The organism is Pseudoduganella rivuli (assembly GCF_009674485.1).
In the GTDB taxonomy this organism is placed as follows: domain Bacteria; phylum Pseudomonadota; class Gammaproteobacteria; order Burkholderiales; family Burkholderiaceae_D; genus Rugamonas; species Rugamonas rivuli_B.
In genome coordinates, this window is sequence record NZ_WKJJ01000003.1 from 434,981 (window position 1) to 451,611 (window position 16,631).

11 protein-coding genes are annotated in these 16,631 nt (G+C 64.0%); all 11 read right to left on the minus strand.

Features of this window, described 5'->3' with window-relative positions; genetic code table 11:
- Nucleotides 1-158: 158 nt before the first annotated feature.
- Nucleotides 159-8,351: an SPM autocatalytic domain-containing protein gene (locus GJ700_RS06820; RefSeq protein ID WP_154371889.1), complete on the minus strand. Its 8,193-nt coding sequence runs from the start codon at nt 8,349-8,351 to the stop codon at nt 159-161.
- 81 nt (nt 8,352-8,432) lie between these two features.
- Nucleotides 8,433-9,296, minus strand: a complete 864-nt coding sequence (gene fliR, locus GJ700_RS06825) for a flagellar biosynthetic protein FliR (protein WP_154371890.1) — start codon at nt 9,294-9,296, stop codon at nt 8,433-8,435.
- A gap of 36 nt (nt 9,297-9,332) precedes the next feature.
- Complete coding sequence (fliQ, locus tag GJ700_RS06830; RefSeq protein WP_154371891.1) at nt 9,333-9,602, minus strand: flagellar biosynthesis protein FliQ; 270 nt, start codon at nt 9,600-9,602, stop codon at nt 9,333-9,335.
- A gap of 10 nt (nt 9,603-9,612) precedes the next feature.
- Nucleotides 9,613-10,377, minus strand: coding sequence for a flagellar type III secretion system pore protein FliP (fliP, locus tag GJ700_RS06835; RefSeq protein ID WP_154371892.1), 765 nt, complete (start codon nt 10,375-10,377; stop codon nt 9,613-9,615).
- Nucleotides 10,367-11,002: a flagellar biosynthetic protein FliO gene (gene fliO / locus GJ700_RS06840; protein ID WP_229506840.1), complete on the minus strand. Its 636-nt coding sequence runs from the start codon at nt 11,000-11,002 to the stop codon at nt 10,367-10,369. The genes fliP and fliO overlap by 11 nt, the downstream gene beginning before the upstream one ends.
- Nucleotides 10,999-11,418 (minus strand): flagellar motor switch protein FliN, encoded by a 420-nt coding sequence (gene fliN / locus GJ700_RS06845; RefSeq protein ID WP_154371893.1) that lies wholly within the window; start codon nt 11,416-11,418, stop codon nt 10,999-11,001. Before fliN ends, fliO begins: the two co-directional genes overlap by 4 nt.
- A 13-nt stretch (nt 11,419-11,431) precedes the next feature.
- Nucleotides 11,432-12,418, minus strand: coding sequence for a flagellar motor switch protein FliM (fliM, locus tag GJ700_RS06850; protein ID WP_154371894.1), 987 nt, complete (start codon nt 12,416-12,418; stop codon nt 11,432-11,434).
- Nucleotides 12,419-12,449: 31 nt separating this feature from the next.
- Nucleotides 12,450-12,968: a flagellar basal body-associated protein FliL gene (gene fliL, locus GJ700_RS06855; RefSeq protein WP_154371895.1), complete on the minus strand. Its 519-nt coding sequence runs from the start codon at nt 12,966-12,968 to the stop codon at nt 12,450-12,452.
- Between the two features lie 63 nt (nt 12,969-13,031).
- Nucleotides 13,032-14,738: a flagellar hook-length control protein FliK gene (locus GJ700_RS06860; RefSeq protein ID WP_154371897.1), complete on the minus strand. Its 1,707-nt coding sequence runs from the start codon at nt 14,736-14,738 to the stop codon at nt 13,032-13,034.
- Nucleotides 14,739-14,752: 14 nt separating this feature from the next.
- Nucleotides 14,753-15,193, minus strand: a complete 441-nt coding sequence (fliJ, locus tag GJ700_RS06865) for a flagellar export protein FliJ (protein ID WP_154371899.1) — start codon at nt 15,191-15,193, stop codon at nt 14,753-14,755.
- Nucleotides 15,194-15,228: 35 nt separating this feature from the next.
- Nucleotides 15,229-16,629 (minus strand): flagellar protein export ATPase FliI, encoded by a 1,401-nt coding sequence (gene fliI, locus GJ700_RS06870; protein WP_154371901.1) that lies wholly within the window; start codon nt 16,627-16,629, stop codon nt 15,229-15,231.
- Nucleotides 16,630-16,631 lie beyond the last annotated feature (2 nt).

The window sequence follows — 16,631 nt, forward strand, 5'->3', positions numbered from 1 at the left end:
ACCCACGGAAGGCTGATCCAGGAGGCGGGATGATTGCGTAGGGCGGTAAGCTGAAGGCTTGCCGCCATTGCGTGCGGACCAGTGCTGCATCGGTCAATGGCGGCGCATGCATGGCGGCTTCCGCCCAAGCGGAAACCGCCCTACGCAACCCGTTACCGTTATTTCGTCGCCAGGATCCCCGGCGGCGGTTCGCGCCGCTTTTGGTCATCCGTCAGGCCAGCTGCCGCGCTGTGGTCGGCGCCCGCGCTGCGGTCCGCATAGCTGCGCAATTCGCGCGCCAATTGGTCGACCCCGGCCGCCAAGGTGGCGAAGCTGGTCGGCGCCGTGTCGTTCCACGCCAGTCCACCCGCCACGCCGCCATTCTCAGCGTTAAAGCCGGACATGGCCTGCGTCAGCGCACCCACCTGTTCGCGCAGCGATCCCGCATCATCGTTGCGGCTGGTCGCATACCAGACGTCGGCCACGCCTTGCTGCAAGCCTTCCGTGGTGACAAAGCTGCCGCGCATGCCGATCCAGTTGCCCGCATCTTTTTCGCTGACGGCGGCGCCGCCCGCGTTGATGCTGGCCACGCCGGCATCGTGCAGCGAGCGCAATTCACCCGCCTGGCTGACACCATCGGCATTGCCATCGACCCACACGCGCAAGTCGCCATAGGCGGCATCCTTGCTGTCGATGACGCCATCGGCATTGCTGTCCAATTCCGCCAGTGCGGCAAAGCCGTCGCTGGCGCGTTTGCCGTCCGCCAGCACGGTGGACGTGCCGAACAGTTCGCCGCCATCGTTGATGACGCCGTCATGGTTGCGGTCCAGCGCCAGCAAGCCGTCGCCATGGCCGGCCCAGCCGGTCTGCACCGGTTGGCCGTTGGCAAACAGGTCGAAGCGTACGCCGGCGTCGAACGACAAGGTTTCGATACCGTCGCCGTCCAGGTCCAGCTGCAGCGGGCTGCCCAGCGGCGAGGCATCTTTCTGTTCCGTCGTCAGTACCGCCAGCTGCGCCGCGGTAAAGGATTTGACTTGCGTCGCCGAGAAGCCGGCGAATTCCGCCACCGTCATATTGGTCAGCTGGTCGGTGGTCAGCGCGGCAATCTGCGTGGCTTTCAGCGCACGGATTTGCATTGTGTTCATCAAGCCGATGCGGTCGGTCGAGATCGACGCAATCTGCGTCGACGTCAGCAGCGCGATCTGTGTCGACTTCAACGCCTGGAAGTCGTCCTGTTCCATCGCATTCAATTGCGTGCTGGACAAGGTGTTCAGTGCCCGCGCCGTCAGCGCATTCAGTTGCGCACTGGTCAGCATGGCGATTTGCGCCGTGCTGAACGCGGCCAGCACTTGCGTGCTGAGCGCGGCGGCCTGGTGCGTCTTCAACGAATCGATCTGGTCCGCATTCAGCGCCGTCGCCTGCAAGGTGCTGAGGGCGCCGATCTGCACAGCCGTCAGGCCGGCCAGCGTGGTGAACGCGCTCAGTTGGGCCGTCGACAGCGCCGCGATCTGGTACGTGCTCATGCCGGACACGGTACGCGTGGTCAGCGCGCCCAGCTGGTCGTTGCTCATGGCCGCGATATGCTGCGACTTGAACGCCGCCACTTGCGTGGATGTCAGCGCCGCCACGTCATCCAGTTCGATGGCGACGACTTGCGCGGTCGACAGGTTGCCCAGCGCGGACACCGACAGCGCCCGCACTTGCAAGGTGGACAGGGCGGCGATCTGGCTGCTGGTCAGCGCCGCCACCTGGCGCGACGACAGGCCGCCGATCTGCCACGAGCGCAGCGTGTCCATGTGCGTCTGGTCCAGCGACGTCAGCTGCAACGTGGTCAGCGCATTGAGCTGCGTGGTCGTCAGGCCGCTGAGCGAATCCAGCGCGGCCAGCTGGGCCGTGCCCAGTGCGCCGATTTGCGCGGTTTTCAACATCGCCAACTGCTGCGACGTCAACGCCGCCACCTGCGCATTGGTCAGGCTGCCGATCAGGTCGGTGCGCAGCGCCACCACTTGCGCGCTCGTCATGGCGGCCAGGTCTTCCGCATCGAGCGCCGCCATTTGCAGCGTGCTCAAGCCATTGAGCGCGCTTGCCGTCAGCGAGCGCACCTGGCCGGAACTGAGCGCGACGATTTGCGTCGACGTGAGCCACGACAGCTGGCGGCTCGACAGCGCGGCAAATTGCGCGGTGCGGATGGTGGCCAGCTGGGCGTCGCCGATGGTGCTTAATTGTTCGCTGGCCAGCGCCCCGAGTTGCGTCAAGCCGAAGCCTTGCAGGCTGGACAGCGCGGCAATCTGGCTGCTGGACAGGGCGCGCATTTGCGCCGTGGTCAGTACGGCCAGTTGCGCGGAATTCAGCAAGCCCATCTGGTCGGTCGACAGCGACTGGATCTGGTCCGTCGACAGCGTGGTGAACTGGCCGGTGGTCAGTGCTTGCAAGCCATCGGCAGTCAGCGCGCGCAATTGCGTGGTCGACAAGCCATCCAGCGCTTTCGACGACAGCGACTTCACTTGCAGCGTATTGAGCTGGCTGATTTGCGCCGTGGTCAGCCACGACACTTGCAGGCTGTTCAGCGCGGCCACTTGCGACGAGCGCAGGGTGCCCAGGTGCGCTTCGTCCAGCGACGTCAGCTGCGCGCTGGACAAGCCGGACAATTGCCGGGTCGTGAAGCCTTGCAGGCTCGACAGTGCAGCAAGATGCGCCGTGCCCAGCGCCGACATTTGCAGGCTGGTCAGTGCACCCAGCTGGGACGACGTCAGGCCACCCAGTTCATCGGTGGTCAGCGCGGCGATCTGGTCCGTGCGCAGCGCCATGACCTGGCTGGTCACCAGCGCCGCCAGGTCTTCCACATCGAGCCTGGAAACCTGGAACGTGGTCAGCGCCGCGACGGCGTCCGCATCGATGGCGCGCCATTGCGATGTCGACAGGGCCGACAACTGGGCCGTCGTCATGGCGGCCACCTGGCGTGACGTCATGGCGGCCAATTGCGCGCTGCGCAGCTGTTCCAGCTTGGTGCTGTCCAAGGTGGCAATGCGTTCGGTCGGCAGCGCCGCCACTTGCGCCGGCGTCAGGAACAGCAGCGAGTCCAGCAAGTTGAACTGCGACGACGACAGCGCCGCCATTTGCGCCGTGCTGAGCGCTGCCAGTTGGCCGGAATCCAGCGCGACCAGCTGTGCCTGGCTCAGTACCGCCAGTTGCGCCGTGGTCAGCGCGCGGATTTGCGACGTGCGCAGCACGCCCAGGTCGTCCGCTTCCATCGCGGAAATTTGCGCCGTGCTCAACGCGGAAATCGCGCGGGTCGACAGCGAACGGGCTTGCAATGTGGTCAGGCTGGCAATCTGTGCCGTGTTCAGGACGCTGATTTGCAGGGTATTCAATTGCGCCACGCCGGACGAATGCAGCGCCGCCATTTTGTCTGCCGACAAGGCGGACAACTGGGCCGTATTCAGCGCGGCCACCTGGTTGGAGCGCAACGCCGTCAGGTCGGCGTCTTCCATCGCGCCGAACTGGGCGCTGGTCAGGGCGGCAATGGCCTTGGTCGACAGCGACTGGAATTGCTTGGTGTCCAGCGCCGCCACTTGTGTCGTGTTCAGTGATTGCCACTGGCTGGTGGTCAGTGCGGCCAACTGGACCGACGTCAGCGTCGCCAGCCGGTCGCCGCTCATCGATGCCAGCTGCGTCGACGTCAGCGCCGCCACTTGCGTGCTGGCCAGTCCGGCCAGCGTGCTGAGCGAACTCAGTTGCGCGGTATTGAGGGCGCCGATCTGCACCGACGTCATGGCGCGCACGGCGGCGGTCGACAGGTTGGCCACCTGGTCCAGGGTCAGTGCGCCCAGTTGCACGCTGTCCAGTGCGCGGATTTGCAGCGACGTCAGCGCGGCCAGGTCTTCCAGTTCGATCTTGGCGATTTGGGTGGCGCTCAGGCCGGTCAGGGCGCGCGTATTGAGCGCGGCAAACTGCCTGCTGGTGAAGCCGGCAACCTGGGCCGTGGTCAGTGCGCCGGACTGCTCCGAATTGATCGCCGCGACTTGCTGCGTGTTCAGCAATTGCAAGTCTTCCACCGTCATCGCGGCAATGCGCGCGGTGGACATGGCCGCGATCATTTGCGTCGTGTAGTCCGAGATGCGGCCCAGCGACGCCATTTGCGTATCCGAGAACGCGGCCAGCTGCGCCGGCGTCAGCGCGGCAATGCTGGAGCTGGTCATCACGCGCAATTGCGCCGTGGTCATGGACGTGATTTGCAGCGTGTCGAAGGTGGTGATCTGGCGCGAGCTCAGCGCCGGGATATCCGCTTCTTCGATGGCGGCCACTTGCTCGGCCGTCATGGCTTCAATGGCTTTCACGCCCAACGCGCGGATCTGGGCGCTGGTCAGGGTGGCGACTTGCGCCGCAGTCAGGCCCGCCATTTGCATGCTGCCCATGCCGGCGATCTGGCGCGTTGCCAGCGAAACCAGGTCGGCATCCGCCAGCGTGGCGATCTGGTCGCTGTTCAGGGCGGCAATTTGCGACGACGTCAGCATCGTCAGGCCGCTCAGCGCGGCAATCTGGTCGGCTGTCAGCACCGTCAGCGCGGCCGTGTTCATCGACGCGATTTCGCGGCTGGTCAGTTCGCCCAATTGCGACTGCGTCAGCGACTGGGCGAACGTGCTGGACATGGCGGCCATCTGGCCCGTGGTCAGCGCCGCGATGTCTTCGTTTTCAATCGCGGCGATCTGGTCGGCCGTCAGCGCATTGAGCAGGTTTTTCGACAGCGACGCCACCTGACCGGTGGTCAGCGCGGCAATCTGGTCAGCCGTGAAGTAGCCGATCTGCTCGGTGGTGAAGGCGCCCAGCTGGTTGGTGCGCAGCGCGGCGATTTGCGGCAGCGTGATCGACTGGATTTGCGCCGACGTCATGCCGGCGATCTGCGTGGTGCTGATCGCGCCCAGCGACGACAGCGCGGCGATCTGGTCCGACGTCATGGCATTGAGCTGGCGCGAGTTCAGCGCGCCGATTTGCTGCGTGGTGAAGCTGCCCAACTGCGTCACCGTCAGCGCCATGATCTGGTCGGTGGTCAGCGACGCGATCTGGCGCGTCAGCATGATGGCAATGTCGTCGGCCTCGATGGCGGCCACTTGCGTGGCGCTCAGCGCGGCCAGCGTGGAGGTCGACAGGCTGCGGATTTGCGCCGTGTTGAAGGTGGCGATGTGTTCGGTGGTCAGCGCGCTTACTTGCAGGCTGGTCAGGCCGGCAATCTGGTTGCTCTTCAGCGTGGTGATCTTGTCCAGCGCCAGCACGCCGATCTGGTCGGTCGTCAGCGCGGCCAGCTGGCGGCTCGACAGCGGCGCCAGCGACGACAGCGCATCGAGTTTCGCTTGCGTCAGCGACGCGATTTGCAGGGTTGTCAGGCCGGCCAGTTCCTGCGTCGTCAGATTGGCGAACTGTTCCGTCGTCAGCGATTCGATCTGCTCGGTGTTCAGTGCGGCCAGTTGCGACGTGCGCAGCGCCGCCACGTCCGTCAGTTCGATGAATGGCAACTGGTCGGTGGTCAGCGCGGCGATTTGTTTGGTCGTCAGCGCGGCGAATTGCTGCGTGGTCAGCGCCACGATCTGGTTGCTGGTCAAGACCTGCAATTGCAGGCTGGTCAGCGCGGCAACCTGGTTGGTGCGCAAGGTCGCCAGGGTCGCGTCGGCCAGCGAGGCGATCTGGTCGGTGGTCAGCGCGGCAATGGCGGCCGTGGTGAACGATGAAATCGACTGCAGTGCCGCCAATTGATCCGTCGTCAGCGCGGATTTCTGTTCCGCCGTCATGCCCGCCAGCTGCGACGTGGTCAGGTTGGCGATTTGCAGCGTGGTCAGCGCGGCGATCTGGTTGGTCAGCAGCTTGTTCAACTGGTTCGAGCGCATGCCGACCAGGTCATCCACTTCGATCGCGCGCAACTGGTCGGAATTCAACGCTTGCAGGGCGACCGTGTTCATCGCGCGCATTTGCGCATCGGTCAGCGCAATGATCTGGTCGGTGGTCAGCGCCGCCGCCTGGTGCGATTGCAGCGCGGCGATTTGCGACGATTTCAAGCCTTGCAAATCGTTGGTTTCCAGGCCGGCAATGACGTCCGTACCCAGGACTGCCAGCTGGCGCGTGGTCAGCGCCGTCAGGCTCGACAGCGCGTTCAATTGTTCCGTGTTCAGCGCGCCAACCTGGTCGGTGGTCAGGCCCGCAATCAGCGACGTGCCCAGCGCGGGCAACTGGTCGGTGGTCAGTGCGGCAATCTTGTCGGTGGTCAGCGACGCCAACTGGCGCGACGACATGGCGGCCAGGTCGTTCGATTCAATCGCGGCCACCATGGCCGACGACAGGCCCGACAGTGCGGCAGTCGACAGCGCGCGCATTTGCGTGCCGGACAGCGCAATCAACTGGTCGGATGTGAAGGCCGACAGCTGGTCGCCGGTCATCGCGGCGATCTGGCTGGTTTTCAGCGTGGCCAGGCTGGCGGTGGTGAAAGCGGCAATCTGGTCGCTGGTCATGGCGCCCAGCTGGCGCGACGTCAGCGCCGCCAGCGATGGCAGCGCGGCCAGTTGCGCGGTCGACAGCGCACCGATCTGCAACGTGGTCAGCGCCGCTTCGGCGGCGGTCGACAGCGCGGCCACCTGGTCGGTGGTCAGCGCGCCGATTTGCTCGGCGGACAGTTTGACCAGCTGGGACGACAGCAGGGCGGCGATGTCCTGCGTTTCGATCTGCTGGATCTGATCGGTGGTCAGCGCCAGCAGGGCGGCGGAATTGAAGCCCTGGATTTGCTTGGTGGACAGCGCTGCCAGCTGGTCGCTGTTCAGCACCACCATTTGTTCGTCTTTCAGCGCATTGATCTGGCTGCTGGTCAAGGTGGCCAGGTTGCGGGTCGACAGGCCGACGATCTGGTCCGTCGTCAAGGCCGCGATCTGGCGGCTGGTCATGGCTGCCAGCGTGGTCAGCGCTTCCAGTTGTTCCGTCGTCAGTGCCGCCACCTGGCTGGTGGCGAAGGCGGAAATCGCCGTGCTGTTCAGCGCGCTGAACTGGTCGGTGGTCAGCGCGGCAATCTGGTCCGAACCGAGTTTCGCGACCTGGTTGGTGCGCAGGGCGGCAATGTCGTTGGTTTCGATCTGGCCGATTTGCGTGGTGCTCAGGCGCGACAGGAAGCCGGTCGGCATGGCTGCGAACTGGCTGGCGGTAAACGCGATGATCTGGTCGCTGGTCAGGCTGCCAACCTGGTCTTCCGTCAGTGCATTCAACTGGCTGCTGCTGAAGCCGGCGATATCCTGGGTTTCCAGTGCGGCGATCTGGTCGCTGGTCAAGCCCCGCAATTGCGCGGACGTCAGCAGCGCCACCGTCGACAGCGCCGTCAACTGGTCCGTGCTCAGTACGGATACCTGGTCGCTGGTCAGCGCCCGCAAGTCCGCGGTTTCAAACGCGGCCATCTGGTCGGTGGTCAGCGCGGCCAACTGTTCGTCGGTCAGGGCCATCACCTGGCGCGACGTCAGCGCGGCGATGTCGCGCGTTTCCAGCGCCTGGATCTGGGCCGTGGTGAGGCTGGCGATGACGGTCGAGCGCAGCGCCGCCACTTGCGCCGTCGTCAGCGCAATAATCTGGTCGGTATTGATGGCGGCCAGCTGGTCGCCGGACAGGCCGGACAACTGGGCCGTCGTCAGGCCGGGAATATCGTCTGTTTCAATCGCGGCGATTTGTTCCGTCGTCAACAGCGCCAGCGAGGCGGCCGACAGGCTATTGATTTGCTTGCTGGTCAGCGCGACGATCTGGTCGGTGGTCAGCGCCGGTACCTGCAGCGACGTCAGGGCGCCCAGCTGGCTGCTGCTGAGCGAGGTCAGCGCAGTGGTCGACAGCGTGCTGATTTGCAGGGTGTCGAGCGAAGCCAGCGTGGTGCGGCTGATGGCGGCGATTTGTACACTGGTCAGCACGCCCAGCTGGTCGCTGGTCAGCCCCATGATTTGCAGCGACGTAATGGCGCCTACCTGCGTTGCCGTCAGTGCGGTCAGGGCGTCGGTGCTGAGCGCACCCAGTTGCTGCGATTGCAGCGCCGTCAGCTGGTTGCTGCGCAGGGCCGCCACGTCCTGCGATTCCATTGCCGCCAGTTGCGCGGTGCCGAGCGCGCGCAGCTGGGACGTTTTCAATGCCATCACCTGCAGCGACGAGAGCACCGGGATCTGGTCGGTGGTCAGGGCTGCCACATCGTCCGTTTCCATGGCCGACACTTGCAGCGTGGTAAACGCCGGCAATTGGTCGGTCGTCAGCACCGCCACTTGTTCCGTGGTCAGATCGGCGATTTCCTCGGTCGTGAAGGAAATCAGCTGATCCGTCGTGAACGCGACGATCTGATCAGTTGAGAAAGTTGGGACGATGGAACTCATGAGTTTTTTCTCCTGGGCGGCTCAACCATGATACACCAGGACTTTCTCCATGGAAATCAATTGATTGCACGTACTGCTTAATTACTGGGCGACTGCCGGGGGCGTTTGATTAAGCGCCGGGGCTGCCGGCGGGGCGGTACGTGACGCCGGCTGTGGCTCTCGCGCAACCCAGATGCGCGGGAATTCCCTGACTTTCTCCACGCCTTGCAGGAACAGATTTTCCAGCGGCGTGCCCAAATACGGCAGCGTTGTCGCTACCACAATAAAACCAATCCCCAACGTAATCGGGAAACCAATACCGAACAAATTCAATTGCGGCGCGGCGCGCGTCAGCACGCCCAGCGCCACGTTGGTGATCAGCAGGGCGGCCACGATGGGCAGCGACAATTGCAAGCCTGCGCTGAAAATACGGGCGCCCCAGTCGGCGACGCGCTTGAAGCCGCCGCCATTGATGGGGATGCCGGAGACCGGCAAGGTCTGGAAGCTTTCCGCCAGCGCCGACAGCAAGACCAAGTGTGCGTTAATAGAAATGAATGCCATTGTAGCAACTAACGCAAGGAATTGGCTGATAGCCGATGATCTTCCCTGGGTATTCGGGTCAAAAAACGACGCGAAGCCCAGGCCCATGGTCAGGCTGCTGATTTCGCCGGCCATTTCAATGGAAGAAAACACGATACGCATCGTGAATCCCATGGCCACGCCGATCAGCATTTCCTGCACCAGGATCAGCAAACCGGCATACGACATGGGGTCGGTGGCCGGCAGCTTGGGGACAGTCGGCGCAATCACCAGGGCCAGCAGCACGCCCAGCGAGACTTTGACCGTAGTTGGAACACTGCGGTTGCCCAGCACGGGTGCGGCGGTGATCAGCCCCAGGATGCGCGCGAGCGGCCACAGCAGCGAAGCAATCCATATGTTGATATCGGCGCTGGACAGCGTGATCATGAGGCTGTCAGGAAACTTTTTTTGTCATGGACGAGCTCAGCCTACCAGGCCGGGGATACCCGTAAACACCTGGCGCATATAGTCCAGCATGACGGACAGCATCCATGGGCCCGCCACCACCAGCGCGACAAAGATGCCGACCAGTTTCGGGATGAATGACAGGGTGGCTTCATTGATTTGCGTGGCGGCCTGGAAAATCGAAATCACCAGGCCGATAACGAGCGCCACCAGCAGCAGCGGCGCCGCCACCATCAGGGTGACTTCCATGGCCTGGCGGCCCATCGTCAAGACGCTTTCCGGTGTCATATCCGCACCATCAGTAGAAACTCTGCGCCAGCGAGCCGAGCAGCAATTGCCAGCCATCGACCAGCACGAACAGCATCAGCTTGAACGGCAGTGAAATCACGGCGGGCGACATCATCATCATACCCATCGACATCAGCACGGACGCCACCACCATGTCGATGATGAGGAAGGGGATGAAGATGGCAAAACCGATCTGGAACGCGGTTTTCAGTTCGCTGGTAACGAAGGCCGGCACCAGCACCTTCAGCGGCACGTCTTCCGGCCCCTGCAGCGCGGGCGTGCGCGACAATTTGACGAACAGCGCCAGGTCGGCCTGGCGCGTCTGTTTCAGCATGAACGATTTCAGCGGGGCGCCGCCCCGTTCCAGCGCTTCCTGCATGGTGATCTTGTTTTCCTGCAGCGGCAGGTAAGCGTCCACGTAAATCTTGTCCAGCACGGGACTCATGACGAATAACGTGAGAAACAGCGCCAGCCCCACCATGACCTGGTTGGGCGGCGCCGATTGCGTGCCCATCGCCTGGCGCAGCAGCGACAGCACAATGATAATGCGCGTAAAACCCGTCATCATCAGCAACACGGCCGGGATGAAGGTCAGCGCCGTCATCACGATCAGCGTTTGCAGCGACAGCGAATAATTCGTGGCGCCGCCGCCGGCCGGCGTGCTGGTAAAGGCAGGGATCGATGGTTCCGCGGCCGCCAGCAATGGCAGGGCCGTCAGGGCGGCGGCCAGCAGGCGCTTCGCGGTGGTTGCCGTGAGGCCGTGCTTATTTGCCATTGCGTTTTTCGATCGTCTGTTTGAACCATTCCGCGAAATTCGCGCTGGGCAGCGCCTGCCCGGAACCGGCGCCGGGTGCGGGCGGCGCCAGTTCGGCTTCCTGGCGCGGCATGGTGGCCAGCGCATTCATGCGGCCGGGCGAAGCGCCCACGACGATCCATTGCTCGCCCACTTCCACCACGAGGATGCGCTCGCGCGTACCCACGCTCAGCGCGCCGACCAGTTTGACGTTGGCGCTGCCCGTCACGCTTTTCGGGCCATAGCGTTTCAACAGCCATGCCAGTCCCACCAGCACGGCCAGCACGACGATCAGCGACAGCGTGGTCTGCAGCAGGCTGCCGCCGGGCGAGGGCGGCGCTTGCATGGGCAGCGGCGTGGCGGGGCGGGCGCCGGCCAGGGCGGCTTGCTGTTCCGGCGTGGCGGCAGGGGTAACTGGCGGCGTGGCCTGCACGGCGGCCGGAGCCGCTTCGGCGCCGGCGGAGGCGGCAGGTTCCGCGGTTGCCGCGCTGGCGCCGGAAATCGCACCGGATGCGGTTTGGGCCGCCATGGCAGGCATCGAGGAAAAGGCCAGCACGCATGCCAGCATGGCCATCGCCCTTGCGGGCTTGTCGAACACTTGCGTCATTTATTCAATTTTCGGATGCGTTCGGATGGCGTAATGATATCGGTCAAACGGATACCGAATTTATCGTTCACCACCACCACCTCGCCCTGGGCGATCAGGCAGCCGTTGACCAGCACGTCCATCGGTTCGCCCGCCAGTCCGTCCAGTTCGACCACGGAACCCTGCGCCAGTTGCAGCAGGTTTTTAATGGCGATCTTGGTGCGGCCCAGTTCCACCGTCAGTTGCACGGGGATATCGAGGATGAAGTCGATATCGTTGTGGGTTTCGGTTTTCGACGGCTGCTTGGAAAAATCCTTGAACACGGCGGCTTGCGCAGCCTGCTGGCTGGCCAGCGCTTCCGCTTCCGCCTTGGCCTGTTCGGCGATCGCCGCGCCCCAATCGTCGTCGAGGCTTTGATCGTCTTGGTTATCCGACATGATCTTTCACTCCTTATTTTGCATTCATGCTGTCGGAATTCGCCAGCAACTTCTCTACTTTCAGCGCGTATTGTCCGTTCAGGACGCCATAAGTGCAATCGAGCACCGGGACGCCGTCGACGGTGGCTTCGATGGTTTCCGGGATGGTCAGCGGAATGATGTCGCCCACCCGCATGTTGAGGATTTCATCGAACGACACCTTGGCCGTGCCCAGGCGCGCCACCAGTTCCACTTCCGCGATCTGGATCTGTTGCGTCATCAGGCGGATCCAGCGCTTGTCGACTTCCAGCGCCTCGCCCTGCAGCGACGACGTCAGCGCATCGCGGATCGGCTCGATCATCGAATACGGCATGCAGAAGTGGATCTGGCCCGACACGGAACCCAGTTCCACCGTGAACGTCGACGCCACCACCACTTCGTTCGGCGTGGCGATGTTGGCGAACTGCGTATTCATTTCAGAACGGATGTATTCGAACTCGACGGGATACACCGGTTCCCACGACTTGGTGTACGCCTCGAACACGATATCGAGGATGCGCAGGATGATGCGCTGTTCCGTCTGCGTAAAATCGCGGCCTTCCACGCGGGTGTGGAAGCGGCCGTCGCCACCGAACAGGTTGTCGACCAGAAGGAAGACCAGGCCCGGGTCGAACACCATCAACGCGGTGCCGCGCAGCGGTTTCATGTGGACCAGGTTCAGGTTGGTGGGCACCACCAGGTTACGGATGAATTCGCTGTACTTCGATACCCGCACCGAGCCGACCGATACCTCCGCGCTGCGGCGCAGGAAGTTGAACAGGCCGACGCGCAACAAACGCGCAAAACGTTCATTGATGATTTCAAGCGTCGGCATCCGGCCACGGACGATACGCTCTTGCGTGGCAAGGTTATATGTCCGGACACCGGTGACTTCTTCGGGTGTGGCGATGTCGTCCTGATCGCCGTTGACACCCTTCAGAAGGGCGTCAACTTCTTCCTGGGAAAGAAAATTATCCGCCATGGCTAGTATTGATACTGAGAAAAGCTATTAATTATTGAATGATGAATGACGTGAACAGCACTTCCGTGACTTCCTGTTCCGATCCCCTGCGTTCGAACGGTTCCTTGATTTGTTCAAGGATTTCCTCGCTCAACTGCTGCTTGCCTTCCGGCGTATTGATTTCCGATGCCTTCTTGCTTGACAGTAACAGTAGCACGCGGCTGCGTACCTTGGCCATGTTGTTCTTGATGACATCGACGTCTTCCAGCCCGGCCACTTGCAGGGTAAAGGCCACTTGCAGGTATTGCTCGCCGTTTTCCGGTTGCAGATTGACGGTGAACGGTTCGATCGTCACGTAAATCGGCGGGCCGGCCTTGGCTTCTTTTTTCTTGCTGTGCTTGGCGGGCGCTTCATCGTGGTCGCCGCCGCCTTTCAGCATGACCCAGGCGCCGCCGCCACCGGCGGCCAGCACGGCCACCAGGCCGCCGATGATGATCAACTTCTTCTTGGAGTTGACCGGTGCAGCAGCCTCGACTTTCGGCTCCGCCTTTGCTTTGGGATTTGCTTTCAAAATAACCCTTGCCCGCTGAAATCAATCAATACATCAATGTCGGTATTATGGCACGCGTGGACATCAGGCGAAGGTATCGACTGCGCCCAATACCCGCCGGCGCGGCGCCGGTGTGGCGTCGTTGCCGCCATTTGCTCCGCCCTGGCCATCGCCGTTGCCACCCTGGCCACGGCCGCCGCGTCCGCCATTGCCTTGCTGGGCGGCGCGCGCTTGTTCAAAGGCCTGCTGCTGGCCGGACGTATCGGCCGACACGGTGGCGCTGCCCAGCTGGATACCGGCTTCGCTCATCATTTCACGCAAGCGCGGCATGGCCGCTTCCAGCGCCTGGCGGACTTCCGGCTGGGCGGCCGTGAAGCTGGCGCTGGCCTGGTCGTTCGACACGTTCAACACCACTTGCATCGGGCCCAGGTCTGGCGGATTCAACGTCAGCGACGCGCTCTGTTCGCCGCCGGCCACCATCCACACGACTTTCTGGCCCAGTTGCTGGTCCCATGCCGTGGTGCCGACGCGGGCCGGCAACTGGTTGGCGGCGACGGCTTCCGCAGCTTTGGCGGAGGCCAACTGCGCCTGCGCCACGGGAGCGGGGGCGCTGGCGGCGGTATTGGCTTCCACCGCGCGGATGGCCGGGGCGCGGCTGTCCTGGGCGCGCTCGGCGCCGGCAGGCTGGCGCACATCGGCCTGGACTTTGACGCCGGCGGCAGCGGTCGTGTCGGCGGCCGTATCGGGCGCCTTGCGGGCGGCCAGCGTGGCGGCGAAGTCTTGCGCGGTGTCCGTTTTGCCATCCTGCGGCAGGGCTTGCTGAGTGGCGCCCGTGGCGGCAGTGGCCGTGGTGTCGGATGGGGTGGCGTCCTGCACCGCGACGCCGGACTGCGGCAGCAGCGCATCGTCCGCCGTGGCGGATACGGGCGCTTGCGCCGGCGTGGCGGTCTTCGTGGTGGCGGTGGCCGCGGCTTCGCCGTCGGCCGGGCCGGTCATGGCCAGTGCGGCATTCAATGCCGCGTCGAACGTGGCGGCGCCGGCGGCGGCATCCGTGGCCGGCGCGGCGGCAGCGTTTTCCGCTGCGAGCGCCGCCGCATCAACTGCGGCGGCGGCCAGGTCGGCCGGCAAGTCCGCGCCGGCGGTTTGTGCGGTGACGGTGGCGGCCAATGACGCGTCGGCTGCTGCGGCGGTAGCGCTCGTTGCCGGAGCGGCTTGCTGCGGCTGGTTGTAACCGGCCAGCATGGCCAGCATGGCGGCCATGGCGTCGGCTGGTGCGGCGGCTTCGGCCATGGCGGCCGCTGCGGCGTTGTCCGCTGCCTGCGCCGCCTGGGCTGCGTCCGCCGCCGTGCTGTCGCTGGCCGGCGCCTGTGCTGCCGCCTGGCCGGCGTCGCCGGCGTTGCTGTCCTGGGCCGTGGCGTCAGCGGTGTGCGCGTCCGCGCTGTCGGCCGGCTGCGGTGCCTGGTTAGGTTGGGCTTGAGGCGCTTGCTGCGCCTGCTGGGCGTGTTGCGGCTGCGGTGCTTGTTGTGGCGCTGCCGGCGCCTTGGCGGGCGGCTGCGCTTGCGCGGGGCGCGGCGCGGCCGGGCTTTGCGCCTGGGGCGCACGCGCCGCTTGCGGACGCGCGCCCATTTGCGCGGGTTGCGCCATCTGGTTGCTGTAAGCCTGGCGCTGTTCGATCTGGCGCGTCAGCGATTGCGAGAACAAGCCATCCGCACCCGCGGTGGAAGTGCGGCTGGACGGCGCCGCAGTCCCCGTGGCGGTGGACGTGATGTTCGGGATGAGCGGAGTCTGCATGGTTGCGCCGTCAATTAACGTTTATGAAAGGCCTGGCGGGCCGCGTGTTCATCCATGGCTTTCTGGTCGCGCTTGTTTTCAGCCTGCAAGGCGGCGGCCATGGCGCGGTCGTTCAATGTCGAATACGACATGCGCTTGCGTTCCGCTTCCTGCCAGATGCCTTTTTCCTTTTCGCCGCGCGCCTGCGTATGCTTCAACACTTCTTCCTGGCCCCGGATCGCATCGTCCAGTTTGCCCATGAAGGCCTGGAAGTTGCGGTAAGCCATCGGTGTGATGCCCGCTTGCTGGGTGGCGGCAAAGCGCTTGCTGTATTCGTCGCGATAACCGATCAGCATGTTCAACTTGTCTTCCGCGTCCTGGACGGCTTTCAATGCCTGGCCCAGGCGCTTGGCCGCGTCATCGGTTTCGCGGCGCGCCAGTTCAATCAGGGTTTGGAGTTGGGATTGGGAAGCCATGATGATTCATTATAGGCGTGGCCTCATCGGGGCAATCAGTCGAACAGAACGGATAATTGCCCTAAACTCTCGCTCATGCTGACGCGTTCCGTGATTTGCTGTTGTAGAAACTTCTCTATCTTGTCATGCAACTTGATGGCCTGGTCCAGCACCGGGTCGCTGCCGGGACTGTAGGCGCCCACTGCGATCAGGTCGCGGCTGCGTTCATAACGGGAATACAACTGTTTCAGGTGGCGCGCCCGGTTCTGGTGGTCGCTTGAGGTAATCGAGTGCATCGCGCGGCTGATCGATTGTTCGATATCGATGGCGGGGTAGTGGCCCGCCTCGGCCAGGCGGCGGTTCAGCACGATGTGGCCGTCCAGGATCGCGCGCGCCGAATCGGCAATCGGATCTTGCTGGTCGTCACCCTCGGTCAGCACCGTGTAAAACGCGGTAATCGAGCCGCCGCCCATTTCGCCATTGCCGGCGCGCTCCACCAAAATGGGTAACTTGGCAAAGACGGACGGGGGATAACCCTTGGTGGCGGGCGGTTCGCCGATGGCCAGCGCGATTTCCCGCTGCGCCATCGCATAGCGGGTCAGCGAATCCATGATCAGCAGCACGTTTTTGCCCTGGTCGCGGAAATATTCGGCAATCGCGGTGGAGTAGGCGGCGCCCTGCATGCGCATCAACGGCGGGGTGTCGGCCGGCGCCGCCACCACGACGGAGCGCGCCAGGCCTTCCGCGCCGAGGATGTGCTCGATGAATTCCTTGACTTCACGGCCCCGTTCGCCAATCAGCCCGACCACGATGATGTCCGCTTCCGTATAGCGCGCCATCATGCCCAGCAACACGGATTTACCCACGCCGGAACCGGCGAACAAGCCCATGCGCTGGCCCCGGCCGACCGTCAGCATGGCGTTAATCGAGCGCACGCCCACGTCCAGGGTTTCCACGATGGGGGCGCGGTTCAGCGGGTTGGCCGGGCGCACGTTGATCGGTGCGCTGTCCGTCGTATGGACCGGGCCCATGCCGTCCAGCGGACGGCCCGCGCCATCGAGCACGCGGCCCAGCAATTCATAACCGACCGGCAAATGGCGGGCGCGGTCGCTGGGGCGGCGGCGCGGGTGCGCGACGCTGCCGGGTTTCGGGATCGATTGTTCGATGGGGAACACGCGGGTGCCGGGAACGATGCCTTCGACATCGCTTTGCGGCATCAGGAACAGTTTTTCGCCTTCAAACCCCACGACTTCCGCTTCGACCTTGCCGCCGGACGGCAGCGGCACGGTGCAGGCGGCGCCCACCGCCAGGCGCAAGCCCACGGCTTCCATCACCAGTCCGGCCACGCGCGTCACGCGGCCCGACACTTGCATGGGTTCGACGAAATCCACCAGGGTGGAGCAATCGTTGAGGTAGCTGCTCCAGCGTTTGGTATGAGCGGAAGGGTCGCGTGGCATCT

Bases quoted from the DNA above. Each gene is read 5' to 3' on its own strand.
- GJ700_RS06820 (WP_154371889.1), bottom strand. From the start codon at position 8,351: ATGAGTTCCATCGTCCCAACTTTCTCAACTGATCAGATCGTCGCGTTC.
- fliR (WP_154371890.1), bottom strand. From the start codon at position 9,296: ATGATCACGCTGTCCAGCGCCGATATCAACATATGGATTGCTTCGCTG.
- fliQ (WP_154371891.1), bottom strand. From the start codon at position 9,602: ATGACACCGGAAAGCGTCTTGACGATGGGCCGCCAGGCCATGGAAGTC.
- fliP (WP_154371892.1), bottom strand. From the start codon at position 10,377: ATGGCAAATAAGCACGGCCTCACGGCAACCACCGCGAAGCGCCTGCTG.
- fliO (WP_229506840.1), bottom strand. From the start codon at position 11,002: ATGACGCAAGTGTTCGACAAGCCCGCAAGGGCGATGGCCATGCTGGCA.
- fliN (WP_154371893.1), bottom strand. From the start codon at position 11,418: ATGTCGGATAACCAAGACGATCAAAGCCTCGACGACGATTGGGGCGCG.
- fliM (WP_154371894.1), bottom strand. From the start codon at position 12,418: ATGGCGGATAATTTTCTTTCCCAGGAAGAAGTTGACGCCCTTCTGAAG.
- GJ700_RS06860 (WP_154371897.1), bottom strand. From the start codon at position 14,738: ATGCAGACTCCGCTCATCCCGAACATCACGTCCACCGCCACGGGGACT.
- fliJ (WP_154371899.1), bottom strand. From the start codon at position 15,193: ATGGCTTCCCAATCCCAACTCCAAACCCTGATTGAACTGGCGCGCCGC.
- fliI (WP_154371901.1), bottom strand. From the start codon at position 16,629: ATGCCACGCGACCCTTCCGCTCATACCAAACGCTGGAGCAGCTACCTC.